Source organism: Virgibacillus indicus (assembly GCF_002266285.1).
In the GTDB taxonomy this organism is placed as follows: Bacteria; Bacillota; Bacilli; order Bacillales; family Amphibacillaceae; genus Virgibacillus_K; species Virgibacillus_K indicus.
Genome location: NZ_NPMS01000005.1, coordinates 291338 through 310479 on the forward strand (window position 1 = coordinate 291338; position 19142 = coordinate 310479).

Annotated in this window: 14 protein-coding genes; all 14 read right to left on the reverse strand. The window is 41.3% G+C overall.

The features are described from left to right. Positions 1 to 400: 400 nt before the first annotated feature. The gene (locus CIL03_RS12520; RefSeq protein ID WP_094886200.1) at positions 401 to 1687 is read right to left on the reverse strand and encodes a UDP-N-acetylglucosamine 1-carboxyvinyltransferase; all 1287 of its coding nucleotides are present in this window, start codon (positions 1685 to 1687) and stop codon (positions 401 to 403) included. Positions 1688 to 1821: 134 nt separating this feature from the next. Continuing rightward, positions 1822 to 2463, reverse strand: coding sequence for a fructose-6-phosphate aldolase (fsa, locus tag CIL03_RS12525; RefSeq protein WP_094886201.1), 642 nt, complete (start codon positions 2461 to 2463; stop codon positions 1822 to 1824). A gap of 173 nt (positions 2464 to 2636) precedes the next feature. Then, positions 2637 to 3494, reverse strand: a complete 858-nt coding sequence (locus CIL03_RS12530; protein WP_094886202.1) for a class II fructose-bisphosphate aldolase — start codon at positions 3492 to 3494, stop codon at positions 2637 to 2639. A 103-nt stretch (positions 3495 to 3597) separates the two neighbouring features. Further along, positions 3598 to 3966: a response regulator gene (locus CIL03_RS12535; protein ID WP_094886203.1), complete on the reverse strand. Its 369-nt coding sequence runs from the start codon at positions 3964 to 3966 to the stop codon at positions 3598 to 3600. Between the two features lie 244 nt (positions 3967 to 4210). Next, positions 4211 to 5818, reverse strand: coding sequence for a CTP synthase (locus tag CIL03_RS12540; protein WP_094886204.1), 1608 nt, complete (start codon positions 5816 to 5818; stop codon positions 4211 to 4213). A 188-nt stretch (positions 5819 to 6006) separates the two neighbouring features. Next, a complete protein-coding gene (gene rpoE, locus CIL03_RS12545; protein ID WP_094886205.1) occupies positions 6007 to 6498 on the reverse strand; it encodes a DNA-directed RNA polymerase subunit delta in 492 nt (163 codons plus the stop codon). Positions 6499 to 6781: 283 nt separating this feature from the next. Further along, complete coding sequence (gene icmF, locus CIL03_RS12550) at positions 6782 to 10024, reverse strand: fused isobutyryl-CoA mutase/GTPase IcmF (protein WP_094886206.1); 3243 nt, start codon at positions 10022 to 10024, stop codon at positions 6782 to 6784. A 23-nt stretch (positions 10025 to 10047) separates the two neighbouring features. After that, complete coding sequence (locus tag CIL03_RS12555) at positions 10048 to 10686, reverse strand: TetR/AcrR family transcriptional regulator (RefSeq protein ID WP_094886207.1); 639 nt, start codon at positions 10684 to 10686, stop codon at positions 10048 to 10050. Next, entirely contained in the window at positions 10687 to 11625 is a 939-nt protein-coding gene (gene meaB, locus CIL03_RS12560; protein ID WP_094886208.1) for a methylmalonyl Co-A mutase-associated GTPase MeaB, read from the reverse strand. A gap of 47 nt (positions 11626 to 11672) precedes the next feature. Continuing rightward, positions 11673 to 12812 (reverse strand): acyl-CoA dehydrogenase, encoded by a 1140-nt coding sequence (locus CIL03_RS12565; protein ID WP_094886209.1) that lies wholly within the window; start codon positions 12810 to 12812, stop codon positions 11673 to 11675. A 14-nt stretch (positions 12813 to 12826) separates the two neighbouring features. Further along, on the reverse strand, positions 12827 to 13963 hold the full coding sequence (locus CIL03_RS12570) for an acyl-CoA dehydrogenase (protein ID WP_094886210.1): 1137 nt from the start codon (positions 13961 to 13963) through the stop codon (positions 12827 to 12829). A 653-nt stretch (positions 13964 to 14616) separates the two neighbouring features. After that, a complete protein-coding gene (locus tag CIL03_RS12575; RefSeq protein ID WP_108721252.1) occupies positions 14617 to 15552 on the reverse strand; it encodes a 3-hydroxybutyryl-CoA dehydrogenase in 936 nt (311 codons plus the stop codon). 200 nt (positions 15553 to 15752) lie between these two features. Next, on the reverse strand, positions 15753 to 16940 hold the full coding sequence (locus tag CIL03_RS12580) for an acetyl-CoA C-acetyltransferase (RefSeq protein ID WP_094886212.1): 1188 nt from the start codon (positions 16938 to 16940) through the stop codon (positions 15753 to 15755). A 91-nt stretch (positions 16941 to 17031) separates the two neighbouring features. Next, positions 17032 to 19140 carry a (Fe-S)-binding protein gene (locus CIL03_RS12585; RefSeq protein WP_094886213.1) on the reverse strand — a complete coding sequence of 703 codons (2109 nt, stop codon included), beginning with the start codon at positions 19138 to 19140 and terminating at the stop codon, positions 17032 to 17034. Between the last annotated feature and the right edge of the window lie 2 nt (positions 19141 to 19142).

Below are 19142 nucleotides of genomic sequence, written 5' to 3' on the forward strand. Positions count from 1 at the left end.
CTTTTTAGAGGATGTTCAAAAAGCCACCAAATTATAAGCGGCGAATCTCGCACGAATGCTTGTTTTTCCGCTACTCACGTATCAATTGCATACGTTCCGTTCCTTGGAAAAGAAAAGCACTTTTCCTGCGTGAGATGCTTATTCGAAGAAGCTTGGTCTAGTGCTCAAAACTTCGCCGCCTCGATCTTCTTGCGACGCACAGGACGTGCTAGTGTCGACTATGCCACAGGACGTGGCGTTTTTGTCGACCTTCTAATTCGGCAACTTTTTGAACACACACTCTTATATAAAATATCCTCATCCCAAAAGGAATCATTTTATAGTTGCAGATTGAGTCGTTTATTTACTGCCTCAATCATGAAAGGCTGAGCGGAAAAATAATTTTCCGCCCATCCACGGACTATGAGTTTTGAAATTGAAGTATCTCTTGTTCTGTCATTTCTTCCCGCCAGACATTTGCACCAAGATTGGTTAATTTCTCTGTGATTTTTTCATAACCTCTATCAATGTGCTCAAGGCCGGTTATTTCTGTTATTCCATTTGCCATGAGTCCGGCGATAATAAGTGATGCTCCGGCACGCAGATCCGTTGCTTTTACTTTAGCACCCTGCAGCTGAACAGGGCCGGATATTATAGCTGAACCGCCTTCAACCTTTATTATAGCATTCATACGCCTTAGTTCGTCAATATGCTTCAGGCGGGCAGAATAAATTGTATCTGTAATTACCCCTGTATTCACAGCCTTTGTCAATAGCGACGTGAATGGCTGCTGCAGATCGGTTGGAAATCCTGGGTAGACCAATGTTTTTACATCTACACTTTTGAGTGGATTCTTAGGCATAATCAACAGCTGTTCGTCACTTTCCTCCACTGTTACACCCATTTCACGCAATTTCGCCAGTACCGATTCCAAATGCTGTGGAATAACATTGTCAACAATAACTTCTTTTCCCTGGGCCGCCGCAGTAATCGCATACGTCCCTGCTTCAATCCGGTCCGGAATAATGGTATGTCTGCAGCCATGTAATTGGGCTACCCCTTCAATTCGGATGACATCTGTACCTACACCTTTAATTTTTGCGCCCATATTCGTTAACAGTGTGGCTACATCAATAATTTCAGGTTCTTTTGCAGCATTTTCAATAATGGTTTTTCCCTTTGCTTTAACTGCTGCAAGCATGATATTAATTGTTGCGCCTACACTGACAACATCCAGGTAGATTCTGGCACCTCTGAGTTCCTTTGCTCTAAGGTAAATCGCACCTTGCTCATTCGTCACTTCAGCACCCAGTGCTTCAAAGCCTTTAATGTGCTGGTCAATTGGACGGGGACCTAAGTAGCAGCCTCCAGGCAAACCAATTACAGCTTTATTAAATTTGCCAAGCATCGCACCCATGAAGTAGTAGGAGGCACGGAGCTGTTTTACCTTTCCATTGGGAAGTGGCATGGATACCATGTTTTCTGGATTTATATGAACTGTTTGTCCATCCCAGGCAACAGAACCGCCAATTTCCTCCAGCAAATCTCCAAGTGTATAAACATCTGAAATTTCCGGCAGTCCTTCAATTGTTACATCGGAATCAGCTAATATAGCGGCAGGCAATAATGCAACAGCACTGTTTTTAGCGCCGCTGATTCGAACTTTGCCATTTAATAATTCTCCGCCTTCAACTAACATTTTCTGCATTTAAAAACCCCACTTTTTCGTGGTTATTCAAAATTAATTTGAATACACGCATCTTTGAAGTCTAAGGACTGAATAATAGGGCAGCCCTTTAGAACCTTTAAATTATTTTGTGTATCTTTTCCATTTTTATACAATTAATTTTGTTTATTCCAGTCAGCAAGAAATTTTTCAATTCCCTGATCTGTCAATGGATGTTTCACAAGCTGTTCGAGTACCTTGAATGGAATTGTTGCAATATGCGCACCATTTAAAGCAGCATCGATTACGTGCAATGGATGTCTGATGGATGCAGCAATGATTTCAGAATGAATGTCATGCTTCTCAAATATTTCGGAAATCGTTGAAACAAGGGTCATTCCATCCTGTCCAATGTCATCAAGTCTTCCCAAAAACGGCGAAACATAAGACGCGCCTGCACGAGCTGCCAGCAGGGCCTGATTTGCATTAAATATCAAGGTAACATTTGTTTTGATATTAAGGTCACTTAAAGCTTTTACAGCTTTTAAACCTTCCAGTGTCATTGGTACTTTAACAGTGATATTTGGCGCAATTGCAGCCAATTCTTTTCCTTCGCTGATCATACCTTCTGCATCTTCAGCGATAACCTCAGCACTGACAGATTCAGAAACAACATCTGTGATTTCACGCAAACGATCATGAAATGACACACCTTCTTTGGCAACCAGGCTCGGATTCGTTGTTACCCCGGATAATATGCCAAGTTCATTTGCAGTTTTGATTTCCTCAATATTTGCTGTATCGATGAAAAATTTCATTCTAGCAAGCCCCCCACTTCTGAATTTTAATTATATTACTGTTTGTAAGACTTGTCCCATTCAGTCCATCCAGTTCATGCATGATATAGCCATCCTCGGTCCGCTCCGTTGTATAAATATTTTCTGCCGGTTTTAGTCGGTCTTCCTTTTAAACAGGCACTTCCACTTTTGTTTTATGCCTGTTGGGATGAACCGAATTCACGCATTTTCCCGATAACTGTTTGTTTAATTGCTTTTGAACCAGGTCCCAAATATTTACGTGGATCATACACGTCTGCATTCTCATTTAAGAATTCACGAACTGCACGTGTTTGTGAAATTTGGTTTTCCGTATTCACATTAATTTTTGCTGTACCAAGTGAAATAGAACGTTGGATATCTTTTGTTGGGATACCAGTTCCGCCATGCAGTACTAATGGAAGATCAATTGTTTGTGAAATTTCTTCCATTTCAGCAAAGCCCAGATTAGGTTCTCCTTTGTATGGACCATGAACGGATCCTAAAGCTGGTGCAAGGCAATCAATTCCTGTGCGGTTAACAAGTTCCAGACATTCTTTCGGATCTGCATAGATGACACCTTCTGCTATGACATCATCTTCCTGTCCACCAACTGTACCAAGCTCCGCTTCTACTGAAACTCCGTGAATATGCGCTAGTTCTACTACTTTGCTTGTAGTTGCAATATTTTCTTCAAGCGGATCATGGGAGGCATCAATCATTACAGATGTAAAGCCGGCATGAATAGCTTCTGCACATTTTTCAAAGCTCGATCCATGGTCTAGGTGAATTGCCACCGGAACCGTAGTGCCATATGCTTCCATTAGTGCTTCCACCATAGAAACCACTACCTTAAATCCGCCCATATATCTTCCTGCACCTTCAGAGACACCCAGTATAACTGGTGACTTTTCTTCTTCAGCTGCTTGAAGGATCGCCTGTATATACTCCAGGTTATTTATATTGAACTGCCCAACAGCATAGCCATTTGCTTTTCCTTTTTCCAGCATGTCTTTCATAGATACTAATGGCATTAAATATCCTCCTCTTAGATGATTACGTTCATCTTTTTTGAATTAATTATTCTCAAGTATAAGAATACCAACTACAGCTGCAAGAGGCAAGAATGATTATATTTTATCCAGGCGCCTCTAATATAGACTTTACTGTTTTGCTGATGTCTTCTACATTAAAAGGCTTTGCCAGCACATTTTTTACAAAACTGTAGTTTTCTGCTTCCTTTGTTATATCCTCTGCCAATCCACTTATAAGTATTGCCGGGAGAACAATCCCTCCTGTTTCTATTTCCTTTAAAACCTGTGAGCCATCAATAACCGGAAGTTTATAATCCAATATAACCAAATCATATGACCTGCTGTTTATTTCTTCCAACCCCTGCTTTCCAGTGTTTGCAGTAGATACGGAGTAGCCTTCATTTTCAAGGATATCGGTTAATAACATACGAATACCTGGTTGATCATCAACCACCAGTATCTTTTTTGCCAAATAATTTTCCTCCTTTTAAACGTTCTGCCCCAGTATTATAAATTTCGATACCCAATACCAATTTACCTGCTGAAATTAGGAATCTTTTAGGAAATTATAGTGAAAACGCGATTATTATTTCAGATAAATTGATTGTTCATCCACTTAAAATTCTGATGCCAGTAACTGATATAAAGAAAGCCCGGAGAAAATGTTATCTTGAACATTCCCCCCGGGCTTTCTCGATTTATTATTAAAAGTTGTATTATTTATCTTGCTGCTCAACAGCGGCACCGATAAATCCTTTAAACAGACTTTGTGCTCTGGTTGGCCTTGAGGTAAACTCTGGATGAAATTGACATGCAACAAACCACGGATGGTCCTCAATCTCAATGGTTTCCACTAATCTGCCATCAGGGCTTGTGCCTGAGAAAATAAAACCATTGGCAGCCATTTGTTCACGGTAGTCATTATTAAATTCATAGCGATGGCGATGGCGTTCTTCAATTATATCCGCGTTATTGTATGCTGCTTTCGTTTTTGTTCCATCAACTAATTTACATGGATATTTACCAAGTCTTAACGTACCGCCCAAATCAGAAATTCCCTTTTGCTCAGGCAGTAAATCAATAATCGGATGCGGTGTATTTGGATCTATTTCTGCAGAATGCGCTCCTTCCAATCCTAGGATATTTCGTGCATATTCAACTGTTGCAAGCTGCATGCCTAGACAGATGCCAAAGAAAGGAATTTTATTCTCACGTGCATAGCGGATTGCCTCAATTTTCCCTTCAATTCCTCTGTCACCAAAGCCTCCTGGCACAATAATTCCATCAACATGTGCCAATTCCTCCTGAATGCTTTCTTTTTCCAGTCGTTCTGAATTAATCCAGTGAATCGATACATCCGTATCATAAGAAAACCCTGCATGCTTCAATGCTTCCACTACAGAAATGTATGCATCCGGAAGCTCCACATATTTTCCAACCAGACCGATATTGGTTTTTCCGGAAAGATTTCTCACCTTTCCAACAAGTTCTTTCCATTCATCCATCTCAGCTGGATTACAATCAAGTCCAAAATGATCACATGTTAATTGGTCCAAATTTTGCTCCTGCAATGAAATAGGAACCTGATAGAGTGTGTCAGCATCACGCATTTCAATAACAGCTTTCTCATTTATGTCACAGAACAAGCCGATCTTTTCTTTCATTTCTTTACTGATGGAATGTTCTGTTCTTAGTACAATTACGTCAGGCTGAATACCTAATGAGCGCAATTCCTTTACACTATGCTGAGTTGGCTTTGTCTTCATTTCCCCGGCAGCTCTGATATATGGAACAAGTGTGCAGTGTATGTACATAACACTGTCTCTGCCAACATCCTTTTTAATCTGGCGGATTGCTTCAAGGAATGGCAATGATTCAATATCACCGACCGTTCCGCCAATCTCAGTAATGACGACATCGGCATTTGTTGCTTCACCTGCGCGAAATACCTGATCTTTTATTTCATTTGTGATGTGGGGAATAACTTGAACAGTACCACCTAAATAATCGCCACGGCGCTCTTTTCGAATAACCGTTGAATACACTTTCCCTGTTGTAATATTGCTGTATTTGTTCAGATTAATATCAATAAATCGTTCATAATGTCCCAAATCAAGATCTGTTTCTGCTCCGTCCTCTGTTACAAACACTTCCCCATGCTGATATGGGCTCATTGTGCCCGGGTCTACGTTTATATAAGGATCAAATTTTTGGATTGTCACTTTTAATCCACGATTTTTTAATAAACGCCCTAATGATGCAGCTGTAATCCCTTTTCCCAAAGATGAAACAACCCCACCTGTTACAAAAATATATTTAGTCACTGTTTTTCCCTCTTTCTTCGATATAATCACATTGATTTGTTTTTTTATTGTGTACTAAATTGTAAATAAAATAATAAAAAGCGCCTCCCCCAGTAAGTAGGGGAAACGCTTTGGAAGTTAATTTTAAAGAGCCCAATAAAAATTGTACTCATTGGCATAGAAAAAGTCAAGCTTGCCTTTAGACTTTTTTATTTACCATCTTCCTCTTCTTCCTCATCATCCACTTCTTCTTCATCTTCCTCAAAGTCTTCATCATCAAATTCTTCATCTAGATCATCGAACTCATCTTCATCATCCAGATCATCAACTATTTCCTCAATGTCTTCATCTGCAATATCAAGTTCTTCTTCTTTTTCTTCTTTTTTCTTCTTTTTCTTCGTTTTTTTCTTTTTCTTTGGAGCATTTGTTACTTCTTCATCCATTTGTTCAACAGGGTACCAGCGTTTCAGTCCCCATTTATTATCACCGATTGTTATAAAACTGCCTTCCACATTCAAATCTGTATAGAATTGAGCAATATAATCTTCTTTTGTCTTATTGGATAAATCTTTCATTTCTGCAATTCTTTCAAAAATATCCTTAAAATTAATTGCCTTTTTTTCATCCAACAGCACTAAATTAGCCAACTCGATCATTGACAGATTCTTCAATTCCTCGTGGCTGTAATCCTTCAAGCTCACGGTAACGCACTCCCTTTACTTATATAATAAGGCTTTATCAGCCCGGTTAATCCAATTTGATCTGATTTATTTGTGATGGTCTAATTTTAAATTATATTATACTATATATTTCTTGAATTGAAATAAACCATACCATACATTATAAACAAATCTTTGGTGTTTATGCTAGGGATAAAGCAGAAAAAAGCTGGGAAGATCCATTTATTTCCTCAGCTCTTTTCGTAAAACTGCTGTTTTCTGCTTTTATTCTTTCGCTGCTGGGCAGTCGCCTGCGCCTTTCCACCTACATATTCCTTCTATACTGTCCACCTACTTCATAAAGGGCGTTTGTGATTTGGCCGAGGCTTGCTGCTTTGACGGTTTCGATAAGTTCTGCGAAAATATTTCCACCGGATGCTGCTACTTCTTTTAATTGTTTCAGGGCTGCTTCTGTATGTTCTTTGTTCGCGTTCTGAAACTTATGCAGTTCACTGATCTGATGTTCTTTTTCTTCTTTCGTAGCCCTTGCAAGCTCCATGGAATCAATTTCATCCTCTGATGGCGGATTTGGATTCACATATGTGTTTACCCCAACGATTGGCAGGTCTCCGGAATGTTTTTTCCCTTCATAATAGAGGGATTCTTCCTGAATTTTACCGCGTTGATATTGGCGTTCCATAGCACCCAGTACGCCACCCCGATCATTCATTTTTTCAAATTCCTGCAGAACTGCTTCCTCTACCAGGTCTGTCAACTCCTCAATGATGAATGAGCCTTGCAGAGAGTTTTCATTTTTGGTTAATCCAAATTCCTTATTAATAATCATTTGAATTGCCATAGCCCTGCGCACAGATTCTTCTGTTGGAGTAGTGATTGCTTCATCATAAGCATTTGTATGAAGCGAGTTCGTATTATCCTGAATTGCCAGCAATGCTTGCAACGTTGTGCGAATATCATTAAAGTCTATTTCCTGTGCGTGCAGCGATCGTCCGGATGTCTGCACATGATATTTCAGTTTCTGGCTCCGTTCGTTTGCCCCGTATTTATCACGCATCGTAATCGCCCAAATCCTTCGTGCTACCCGACCGATCACAGAATACTCCGGATCTAGTCCATTCGAGAAGAAAAATGACAGATTTGGTGCAAATTCATTCACATCCATTCCTCTGCTTAAATAGTACTCTACGTAAGTGAACCCATTTGCCAGGGTAAACGCTAGCTGGGTAATCGGATTAGCTCCTGCTTCCGCAATATGGTACCCGGAAATGGAAACAGAGTAGTAATTACGAACTTTTTTGTCGATGAAATACTGCTGAATATCTCCCATCATTCTCAGGGCAAATTCAGTTGAGAAGATGCATGTGTTTTGTCCCTGATCTTCTTTTAAAATATCAGCCTGAACTGTTCCCCTTACAATGGCCAGTGTTTCTTCTTTAACTTTTTCATATTCTTCCGCTGTTGGTTCGCGGTCATTTTCATCTTTAAATTTGGTAATCTGCTGGTCAATCGCTGTATTGAAAAACATTGCCAGAATAATTGGCGCAGGGCCATTTATCGTCATTGACACCGACGTCAGGGGATTTGTTAAATCGAAACCAGCATAGAGTTTTTTCATATCCTCCAATGTACAGATATTTACTCCACTTTCACCGACTTTTCCATAAATATCAGGGCGTGGTGCCGGGTCTTCTCCATATAATGTTACTGAATCAAATGCAGTTGACAGTCGCTTTGCATCATCATTCTTTGAAAGGTAATGAAAGCGGCGGTTTGTCCGCTCTGGTGTACCTTCTCCGGCAAACTGGCGGGTAGGGTCCTCTCCTTTTCGTTTAAACGGAAACACACCTGCTGTAAACGGAAATACGCCTGGTACATTTTCCTTGCGAAGCCAGGTTAAACGTTCGCCCCAATCGTGGAACTTTGGAAATGCTACCTTTGGAATCTTCAGTCCTGATAATGATTCGGTAACAATGTCCATTTCAATTTCCTTATCACGTACCGAAAAAGTCATCTTTTCCTGTGCATATCTTTCCTTCGTCTCATCCCATGCCTGCAAAAGCTTATTTGCCGCCGGATCAATCTGTTCCTGATATTGATCAAACGTTTGATCAATTGTTTTTGCTACATTTTCATCTTCAATTGCTTCTTTTGCTCCTTGAAGCTGATAAAGCTTTCTTGCTATACTGCTTTGTTTGTCGGTATTCTGATGATAGTTGCGGATATGTGTGGCGATCTCTCGTAAATAATGACGCCGTTCATTTGTAATGATCATGTTTTGCTTCTCCGCAATAATGTTCCTGTCGAAGTTTATGTCGCTGTCCCAGTCATATTTCTCATTTAATGTATCTATCAGAGAAGCAAATAAGGCATTCGTTCCTGCATCGTTAAACTGGCTTGCGATCGTGCCGAACACAGGGAACTTCTCCTTATCCTGATGGAAGAGCATATGACTTCGTTCATATTGTTTCCGCACCTGATTAAGCGCATCCTCTGATCCCTTTTGCTCAAATTTATTAATTACAATAAAATCTGCATAATCAATCATGTCTATTTTCTCAAGCTGTGTTGGTGCACCGAATTCAGCTGTCATCACATACATGGAAAGATCAGTTATTTCAGTAATCGCTGCATCCCCTTGTCCGATCCCGCTAGTTTCAACAATAATAAAATCATAGCCTGACGCACGTACAACATCAATCACGTCCTGTATGGCTTTGGAAAGTTCACTTCTTGAATCACGGGTCGCAAGTGACCGCATATACACCCGATCTGTAAAAATGGCATTCATTCGAATCCGGTCACCAAGCAGTGCTCCACCTGTTTTCTTTTTAGTTGGGTCAATAGAGATAATTGCAACTTTCTTATCAGGAACTTCATTCATAAAACGGCGAATCATTTCATCTGTCAGTGAACTTTTTCCGGCGCCGCCAGTTCCTGTAATTCCCAAAACTGGTATGTTTTCATTTCCTTTAGCCCTTAATGAATCAATCACTTGCTGCTTTTCCTCAGGGTCCACTTCGCTGTTTTCCACATAGGTAATAAATCTGGCAATCGCCTGACGTTCCCCTTTGGTTAACTCGTCCTGATCTTTTTTTACATCAAGCGGGGGGATAAAGTCACATTGTTCCAGCATCCGGTTAATCATTCCCTGGAGCCCCATTTTCCGTCCATCTTCCGGAGAAAATATCCATGTGACACCGTAGTCATGGAGTTCTTTAATTTCTCGTGGTATGATTACTCCGCCGCCACCGCCGTAAATCTTAATATGATCTGCACCATGCTCTTTCAGCAGGTCAACCATGTATTTAAAATAATCGACATGTCCGCCTTGATAAGAAGAGATGGCAATCCCCTGAACATCCTCCTGGATTGCAGCATGAACCACTTCTTCAACGGATCGGTTATGGCCCAGGTGAATAACTTCTGCACCACTTGCCTGGAGGATTCTTCTCATAATATTTATCGAAGCATCATGTCCATCGAACAGACTTGACGCTGTAACAAAACGAACAGGATTTACCGGTTTATAAATCTTTACTTGTTCCATCATTAACCTCTCCTTTCAAGTTACTAATAAGCCTCATTTGAAGCTGAGTCTTCAATTGCCAATGCCTGTAAAATAAATTTAGTTTGTCTTTCAATATATTCATCCAGTGTGAATTGTTTTTGCAATGCCCAGCGTCTGAATCCCCACATTTGACCTTGAATAAAAATATTATTGGCAAGAAGCTCCGCATCCTTTTTTGTAACCTTTTCCGGAATACAGGTGATTATCACATGTTCCAGCATATTAACCATTTCCCGCTCTTTCTTGAGAACATATTCCCTTGAATCCTTTTTTAATGATTTCGCTTCCTGATACATAATTACAATTTCTTCCTGCATATCATCCATTAATTTGAAGTATGATTTGATAACAGAAATCAAATAACTGACGGAAGGGTTCTCTATGCTCATTGCAGATTCCAGTCTTTCACGCACCTGCCCATGAATCGAATCGCATACAAGAAACAGTACATCTTCCTTTGTACGGATATACTCATATAGGGTCCCGATGCTGAAACCAGATTCCTTGGCTATTTCTCTTGTAGTTGTCCGGTGAAATCCCTTCTCTTTAAAAAGGGTAATTGCACCCTTAATCATCTGATTGCGTCTTTTCTCAACTAATTGTTTATTTTTTACAGTTGCAAGGACTTGATCCTGCTTCATTTAAGCCTGGCCCCCTTCCTTTTTCCATTTCTCAAACAGATTGCTTGCCAGTTTATAAGGATCACTATTTGCTTCAATCTTTGACGTATAATCATTTGATTCGATGAACTGCTTTACATCACGCCATATTTCTTCGCGGATCAGCTCATATACCTCTAATTCCTGACTGGCTGCACGCCGCTTTTCTCCTTCTTCAGTGCTGTAGAGGTATTCATGATGTTCTTTAATCTTTTTCCAGAGCTTGTCGATCCCTTTATTTTCAGTTGTAATTGTTTTAACAATCGCTGTTTCATGGTTCTCAGATGATGTCATCATTACAAGCTCTTTCAGCAATGCTTTTAATTTTCCAAAACCATGAAGATCTGCTTTATTAATGACGAATAAATCTGCTATCTCCATGATGCCAGCCTTAAATATCTGCAATACATCACCACTATTTGGGGTCAAAACCACTGCTGTTGTATCAACTATCTTCATAATGTCCAGTTCCGATTGACCAACCCCGACTGTTTCAACAATCACCACATCAAATCCGTATGCATCGCAAATTCTGATTGCATCCTTGGTCGCCCGAGCCAACCCTCCCAGACTCCCACGTGTGGCCATACTGCGGATGTAGACACCATCATCTGTGAAATGCTGATTCATGCGAACCCTGTCTCCCAGCAGAGCACCACCGCTAAACGGACTGGTAGGATCAACTGCAATCACGGCAACCGTCTTGCCTTCTTCACGAATATGTGTGATCAGCCGATTTACGAGTGAGCTTTTCCCTGCACCAGGTGAACCGGTAAACCCAACATATACCGCTTTTTTTTGCAAGGAGACTACATCACTTAATAATTGGAGTTTATCAGGATGATCATTCTCCACCATCGTGATTGCCCTGGCCAAAGCGCGTATATCCTTATTTTTCATCCGTTCAACGATTTCGTGCATGAAAGTACTTCCTTTCTGGCATTGTTGTGAGAGTTGTTGTATGACTTTTATTTCGTTAGCATTCTTCCAATAACAAGCCTTTGAATTTCATTTGTTCCTTCATAAATTTGGGTGATTTTCGCATCACGCATATACCGTTCTACTGGGTAATCCTTTGTATAGCCATATCCGCCGAATACCTGAACTGCTTCTACCGTTATTCGCATTGCTGCGTCGCCAGCAAAAAGTTTGGACATTGCAGACGCTTTTCCATATGGCTTTCCTTCTGATTCAAGCCATGCTGCCTGATAGGTTAATAGACGGGAGGCTTCCACTTCTGTTGCCATATCTGCCAGCTTGAAGGAAATACCTTGGTTATTGGCAATAGGTTTTCCAAACTGCTCTCGTTCTTTTGCATAATCAACTGCTGCATCCAGTGCACCCTGGGCAATACCGAGGGCCTGTGCGGCTATTCCATTGCGCCCGCCATCAAGCGTAGTCATCGCAATTTTAAATCCTTCACCTTCAGTTCCAAGCATATTCTCTTTCGGCACCCGGCAATTTTCAAAAATCAGCTCTGTTGTCGGGGAGGAACGAATACCCAGCTTCTTTTCTTTTTTACCAAAAGTAAATCCTTCTGTTCCTTTTTCAACAATAAATGCACTGATTCCTTTATGTTTGGCATCTGCATCTGTTTTTGCAAATACGAGATAAATATCAGCAACGCCGCCATTTGTTATCCATACTTTACTGCCATTTAGTATATAGTGATCTCCGTCTTCTTTAGCCGTTGTTTTCATTGATACTACATCACTTCCAGCTCCTGGTTCTGATAATGCATATGCACCTAATGCCTCACCTGTTGCCAGACGATATAGAAAAGTTTTCTTTTGTTCTTCATTTCCATATGTGTAAATCGGCCAGCTTGCCAGCGATAAATGTGCAGAGAGTGTCACACCGGTTGACGCACATACACGGGAAAGCTCTTCTACTGCAATACAATAGCTTACATAATCTGCACCAATTCCGCCATATTCCTCTGGCCACGGAATACCAGTAAGACCAAGTTCTGCCATCTTATCGAAAATTTCCCGATCAAACCTTTCTTCTTCATCACGCTCTGCTGCTGTTGGTTCTACGTCTTTTTTCGCGAAATCACGTACCATTTTCCGCAGCATTTCCTGTTCATCTGTTAGTTGAAAATTCATTTTCCAAGTCCTCCTCAATCTTTCAGCAGATTTTTTGCAATCACTATATGCTGAATTTCATTTGTTCCTTCGTATATTTCAGTTACTTTGGCGTCACGGAAAAAGCGTTCTGCCGGATAATCCTCGGTATAACCATAGCCACCGTATATTTGAACAGCTTCAATAGCCGCTCTCATCGCCGTTTTGGAAGCATACATTTTTGCCATGGATGCTTCTTTGCTGCATGGGACACCTCGTTCAACAAGAGAAGCGGCCTGATAGACTAATAGCTTTGCAGCCTCCACTTCTGTAGCCATATCTGCAATTTTAAAAGAAATTCCCTGATTATTTGCGATTGGCTTTCCAAATTGCTCCCGTTCCTTTGCATAGCCAACTGCATGTTCAAGAGCCGCTTCTCCAATACCGAGTGCTTGCGCAGCAATCCCAATTCTCCCGACATTTAAGTTTGCCATAGCAATTTTAAATCCATCGCCTTCACTGCCGAGAAGCTGCTCTTTCGGTACAACACACTGGTCAAAGCTTAATTGAACAGTGCTTGAGCCATGCAGTCCCATTTTTTTTTCCTTTTTACCGACGACGAGCCCTGGCGAATCTTTTTCAACGATAAATGCACTGAGGCCTTTATTGCCTTCACCCGTTCGTGCAAAGGTGATGTATGTATCAGCAGCAGCCCCATTGGTAATAAAAACTTTTGATCCATTTAAAATATAATTATCGCCATCTTTTTTCGCCATTGTCTTCATACTTGCAACGTCAGACCCTGCACCTGGTTCTGTTACCGCAAAAGCACCTAAATACTCTCCTGAAGCAAGCTTGGGTAAATAGTGTTTCTTTTGCTCTTCGGTTCCGAAATATAAAATCGGGTTCGTACCAACGGATGTGTGAACAGATAAGATCACACCAACTGTTGCACTCACTTTCGACAATTCATGAATAGCTATAATATACGAAGGATAGTCCATTCCGCTTCCGCCATACTCTTCGGGTATTGGGATCCCCATTAATCCAAGTTCTCCCATTTTTTGAATAAGCTCTTTTGGGAACCGGTCTTCCGTTTCCATTCGTTCTATTTCTTTCGTTATTTCTTTCTGGGCAAAGTCCCGAACCATTTTCCTCATCATTTTCTGTTCCTCTGAAAAATTCATGTTCATGCTTATGCCCCCTTTCTGATAGTTTCATGTTGGTTTTTCATGTAAAGCATTTATCTAAATCTTGATTGAAATTTAATTTACAATTTCTATAGACTGCGACGTAACTGCTCTGTTAATTTCAACCTCGGATGGATGTTTCGCTGGTTGAACGGGATTATCAGGATTTGGGGTGCTTCTCTGAGCCCAACAGCTAGAAAACAAGTAGCTACCGGTCACATAGAGCGCTTCTCTAAGCCCAAACAGCCAGAAACAAGTAGCTACCGGTCACATAGAGCGCTTCTCTAAGCCCAAACAGTCAGAAACAAGTAGCCACCGGTCACGCTTCTCTGAGCCCGACAGCTAGAAAACAAGTAGCTACCGGTCACATAGAGCGCCTCTCTAAGCACAAACAGCCAGAAACAAGTAGCTACCGGTCACATAGAGCGCTTCTCTGAGCCCAAACAGCCAGAAACAAGTAGCTACCGGTCACATAGAGCGCTTCTCTGAGCCCAAAAGCTAGAAATAATTAGCCACCGGTCACATATAGGATATTTCGGTGGATGGCTGATATGATGATAGAAGTGTGGTTATAATTCCTGAGCGGCCGGTGGAATTATCATCGCTGATTTTAGTTAGCAGTTTTCATCAACTGCTCATAGCAACTAACAGTATTATTAGCTATACTGGTAAAAGCCTCTGCCAGTTTTTTTGCCTAGCCAGCCAGCTTTAACATATTGGCGAAGCAATGGGCATGGACGATATTTGCTGTCGCCAAATCCTTCATGCAGTACTTCCATGATATAAAGGCATGTATCCAGTCCGATAAAATCAGCCAATGTCAATGGCCCCATCGGATGATTTGTCCCAAGCTTCATCACAGTATCTATGTCTTCTGGTGATGCTACTCCTTCATACACTGTATAGATTGCTTCGTTAATCATCGGCATGAGGACGCGGTTTGAAACGAAGCCGGGGAAGTCTTTTACTTCAACAGGCGTTTTGCTTAATTCATTTGTCATTGTTTGAATGGCATTAAATGTTTCATCACTTGTTTGCAAACCACGGATAATTTCTACTAGCTTCATGACTGGAACCGGATTCATAAAATGCATGCCGATTACCTGATCTGGCCGATTTGTTGCAGCAGCAATTTCCGTAATAGGAAGGGATGATGTATTCGATGCTAGTATCGCATGCTTTGGTGCAAAACCATCGAGTTCACTGAACACCTTCGTTTTTACATCCATATTTTCAACAACCGCTTCAATAACCAGATCACAATCCCGTGCATCCTTCAGCTGAGTAGAAGATGTTAGTCTGTTTAATGTATCTGTTTTATCTGTATTGGTTATCCGCTCTTTTTCGACTGCACGGGTCAGCAGCTTTTCTATATTTTTCATCCCTTTTTGAAGGGCTTCCTCGTTCATATCATTTAATACAACATTAAAACCGGACTGTGCACAGACCTGTGCAATTCCTGCTCCCATCTGTCCGGCACCGATTACCATTACTTTTTTAATTGCCATAAAGGGAATTCCTCCTTTGGGTAGTTGCTTGTGCTTTAAATTATTATTTTTATCATTACTTTGCCTTATAAAGTCGTGCGACATCCGGAGAAAGTCGCGCGGCGTCACTGCTTTATTGGATTGTCGCACGAGTTATTGCCTCAATCGCGCGAGTTCCGACCTGAGTCGCACGACTTTCTCATTGCATCGCGCGGGTTTTATGCTTTATTGCGCGAATTCAGCTAAGTGTCGCGCGAGCTGCAGTCTTATCACGCAACTTCGGCTGAGAGCAGTGTGCTTAGCAGCTAGTTCTTCGGCACTTCAATTAAGACAGCATCACCCTGGCCGCCGCCGCTGCAGATTGCTGCAATTCCGATTCCCCCGCCACGGCGTTTTAGTTCATGTATTAATGTCAGGATAATTCGCGCTCCACTTGCGCCAATCGGGTGACCAAGTGCAACCGCCCCGCCGTTCACATTCACTTTTTCATTATCGATACCGGCAATTTTTCCACTTGCCAATGAGACTGCTGCGAAGGCTTCATTAATTTCATATAAATCAATATCATCTTTTGTATAACCTGTTTTCTCAAGCAGTTTATTAATAACAAGGCCTGGGGTCTGAGGAAAGTTTTCCGCTTCAACAGCAACTTCTGCATGGCCCAGCACTGTTGCCATTGGAGTTTTCCCTAATTCTTCAGCTTTTTCATCTGACATAACAACAAAGGCACATGCACCGTCATTTACTCCAGGTGCATTTCCAGCAGTAATGGTACCATCTTTGCTGAATGCTGAACGTAACTTCGCAAGCTTCTCCAGACTCGTATCCTTTCGAGGCGCTTCATCTGTATCTACTACAATTGGATTCCCTTTACGCTGCGGTACTTCTACAGGGATAATTTCCTCTGCCAGTTTACCAGATTCAATTGCTTCAACTGCGCGCTGATGACTGCGGTAGGACCATTCATCCTGTGCTTCTCTCGTTAACTCAAATTCTTCCGCTGTTGAATTTCCGTAATTCCCCATGTGGACACCATTAAACGAACATGTCAATCCATCATGGACCATCATATCCTTAACTGTTTTATCTCCCATTCGATTTCCCCAGCGTGCATCTGGAAGAAAGTAAGGGGCATTGCTCATGCTCTCCATTCCACCAGCAACTATCACTTCTTCATCTCCCAGGCGAATGAGCTGATCAGCTAGCGTTACACTTCTTAACCCAGAAGCGCAAACTTTATTAATTGTTTCGGTTTTTACATCCCATGGTATTCCTGCTTCACGCGCTGCCTGTCTGGAAGGAATTTGCCCCTGTCCACCCTGAAGTACATTACCGATTATTACCTCATCGATTTGCGAGCCGTCCATTTCAGCACGGTTCAGTGCTTCTTTGATTGCAATACCGCCTAACTGTGATGCAGTAAATGGCCTTAAAGCTCCACCAAATTTGCCAAATGGGGTTCTTGCTCCTGAAACGATTACAGTTTTTCTCATGTAAAAATTCCTCCTTTAAAAGTTTGATTGAACGCTCGCTCGACTAATATTCTTTAAGAAAGAGGGGACGAATTCTTTCCCCTCTTCATGATTAAGCTGTCTTCGATTCCTCTTCTACCAGAACGGAAAGTGCCAGGATTTCAGCAACATCCATTGTACTGATATCTTCTTCCACTTCTTTTGCTTTTGTTCCATCACTTAACATGGTCAGACAGTATGGACATGCACTGGAAATCATAGTTGGCTCCACAGCCATTGCCTGTTCTGTACGGGCAACATTTATGCGATTACCAGTAGTTTCTTCTGTCCACATTAGACCACCACCAGCACCACAGCACATTCCATTTTCCTTATTACGATCCATTTCCACCAGTTCAAGACCTGGAATCGATCTTAGGATTTCCCTTGGCGGATCATACACACCATTATATCTTCCCAAATAACAGGAATCATGGTAGGTCAATCTTTCATTGATCGCAAGGTTCGGCTTCAATTTTCCATTCATGACCAGATCGTAAAGCATTTGCGTATGGTGCAACACTTCTGCCTCAAACCCAAAATCAGGGTATTCATTTTTAAATATATTATAGGCATGTGGATCAATCGTAACAATTTTCTTCACATCATGTTTATTAAATTCTTTAATATTCTTTTCGGCAATTTCCTGGAATAAAAATTCATTCCCGATACGGCGTGCTGTATCCCCGGAATTTGCTTCTTTATTTCCAAGAATTGCAAAACTGATGTCAGCCTGATTCATAAGCTTAGCAAAAGCAAGTGCGATTTTTTGACTGCGGCTGTCATAAGAGCCCATTGAGCTTACCCAAAAAAGATATTCAAACTCTTTATCTTCTTTCTTCAATTCTTTCACTGTTGGGATATAAGCAGATTCATCCTGCTCACGCCATTTAATACGGTCTTTTTTCGATAGTCCCCAAGGGTTACCCTGACGCTCGATGTTCATTACCGCACGCTGTACATCCTGATCCATCTTACCCTCAGTCATAACAAGATAGCGGCGCATATCAATAATTGTTCCAACATGCTCATTGTTTACCGGGCAGGCATCTTCACAGTTTCGGCATGTTGTACAGCCTGAAAGTTCCTCTGCTGTAATGACATCCCCGATAAGGCTTGCACTTTGTACAGTAGCTGCTGCTTCATTTCCTGCACTCGCAAGATTTCCGTTCGTATTTGAAAAAGCATAGGAAGGAACCCATGGTGTTTTACCGGTAATTGCAGCGCCCTTTTCGGTTAAATGATCACGAACTTTGACCATAATATCCATTGGTGACAGCATCTTACCTGTTCCAGAGGCTGGACAAACATCGGTACAGCGCCCACATTCCACACAGGCATAAAAGTCGATCATTTGATGCTGTTCAAAATCTTCTACTTTTCCGACACCAAACGAAATTTCTTCTTCACTTTCTTCCGTCTCTTCATCAATATCAAAATCAATTTTTTTCAATTTCCCTGGTACTCGTTTACTTAAGAACACATTAATTGGTGCTGCAATTAAGTGTGCGTGTTTCGATTGCGGTACATAGACAAGGAAGGAGAGAATCGTAATGGTGTGAACCCACCATGCTATGTAGAATACAACCATTGCTGCTGATCCTGACATCCAGCCAAAAGCTAAAGCTATTAAACTGGCAACAGGCTCTGTCCATGCCGCCTCATGTCCATGCCAGATTTGTGCCATACCATTACCAACCAAAACTGAAACCATTAAAGTACCAATGAAAACCAGAACCAGCCCAGCTTTAAATCCCCTTTTTAAGCGAACCAGTTTTTCCATATACCTGCGATAAAATGCCCAGGCCACTGCTACCAGGATCATTAATGTAACCAGCTCCTGGAAGAAAACAAATCCCGGATAAAAGATCCCAAAAGGCAGGTGATTGCCTGGAGAAAGACCTTTAACAAACATATCAATCGCACCAAATTGTACGAGAAGAAACCCGTAAAACATCATGACATGAATTGTACCGGACTTCTTATCTTTTAACAGTTTCGACTGACCAAAAACGATCTTGCCTATCCGGCGAAACCGTTCTTTAAAATCACGGTCAAATTCTGATTTCCGCCCTAGTTTTATATATGCTATTCTCGTTGCTACAACTTTGGCAAACAAGTATATACCATATATAGTAACTGCAATAAATGCTAATAGATTTATCAGCAAAAATGTATTCATTG

Coding starts and splice junctions, on each gene's coding strand:
- CIL03_RS12580 (WP_094886212.1), bottom strand. CDS start 16,940: ATGAGAAAAACTGTAATCGTTTCAGGAGCAAGAACCCCATTTGGCAAA.
- CIL03_RS12570 (WP_094886210.1), bottom strand. CDS start 13,963: ATGAACATGAATTTTTCAGAGGAACAGAAAATGATGAGGAAAATGGTT.
- CIL03_RS12530 (WP_094886202.1), bottom strand. CDS start 3,494: ATGCCATTAGTATCTATGAAAGACATGCTGGAAAAAGGAAAAGCAAAT.
- CIL03_RS12565 (WP_094886209.1), bottom strand. CDS start 12,812: ATGAATTTTCAACTAACAGATGAACAGGAAATGCTGCGGAAAATGGTA.
- meaB (WP_094886208.1), bottom strand. CDS start 11,625: ATGCACGAAATCGTTGAACGGATGAAAAATAAGGATATACGCGCTTTG.
- CIL03_RS12575 (WP_108721252.1), bottom strand. CDS start 15,552: ATGTCGCACGACTTTATAAGGCAAAGTAATGATAAAAATAATAATTTA.
- CIL03_RS12555 (WP_094886207.1), bottom strand. CDS start 10,686: ATGAAGCAGGATCAAGTCCTTGCAACTGTAAAAAATAAACAATTAGTT.
- CIL03_RS12520 (WP_094886200.1), bottom strand. CDS start 1,687: ATGCAGAAAATGTTAGTTGAAGGCGGAGAATTATTAAATGGCAAAGTT.
- icmF (WP_094886206.1), bottom strand. CDS start 10,024: ATGGAACAAGTAAAGATTTATAAACCGGTAAATCCTGTTCGTTTTGTT.
- fsa (WP_094886201.1), bottom strand. CDS start 2,463: ATGAAATTTTTCATCGATACAGCAAATATTGAGGAAATCAAAACTGCA.
- CIL03_RS12585 (WP_094886213.1), bottom strand. CDS start 19,140: ATGAATACATTTTTGCTGATAAATCTATTAGCATTTATTGCAGTTACT.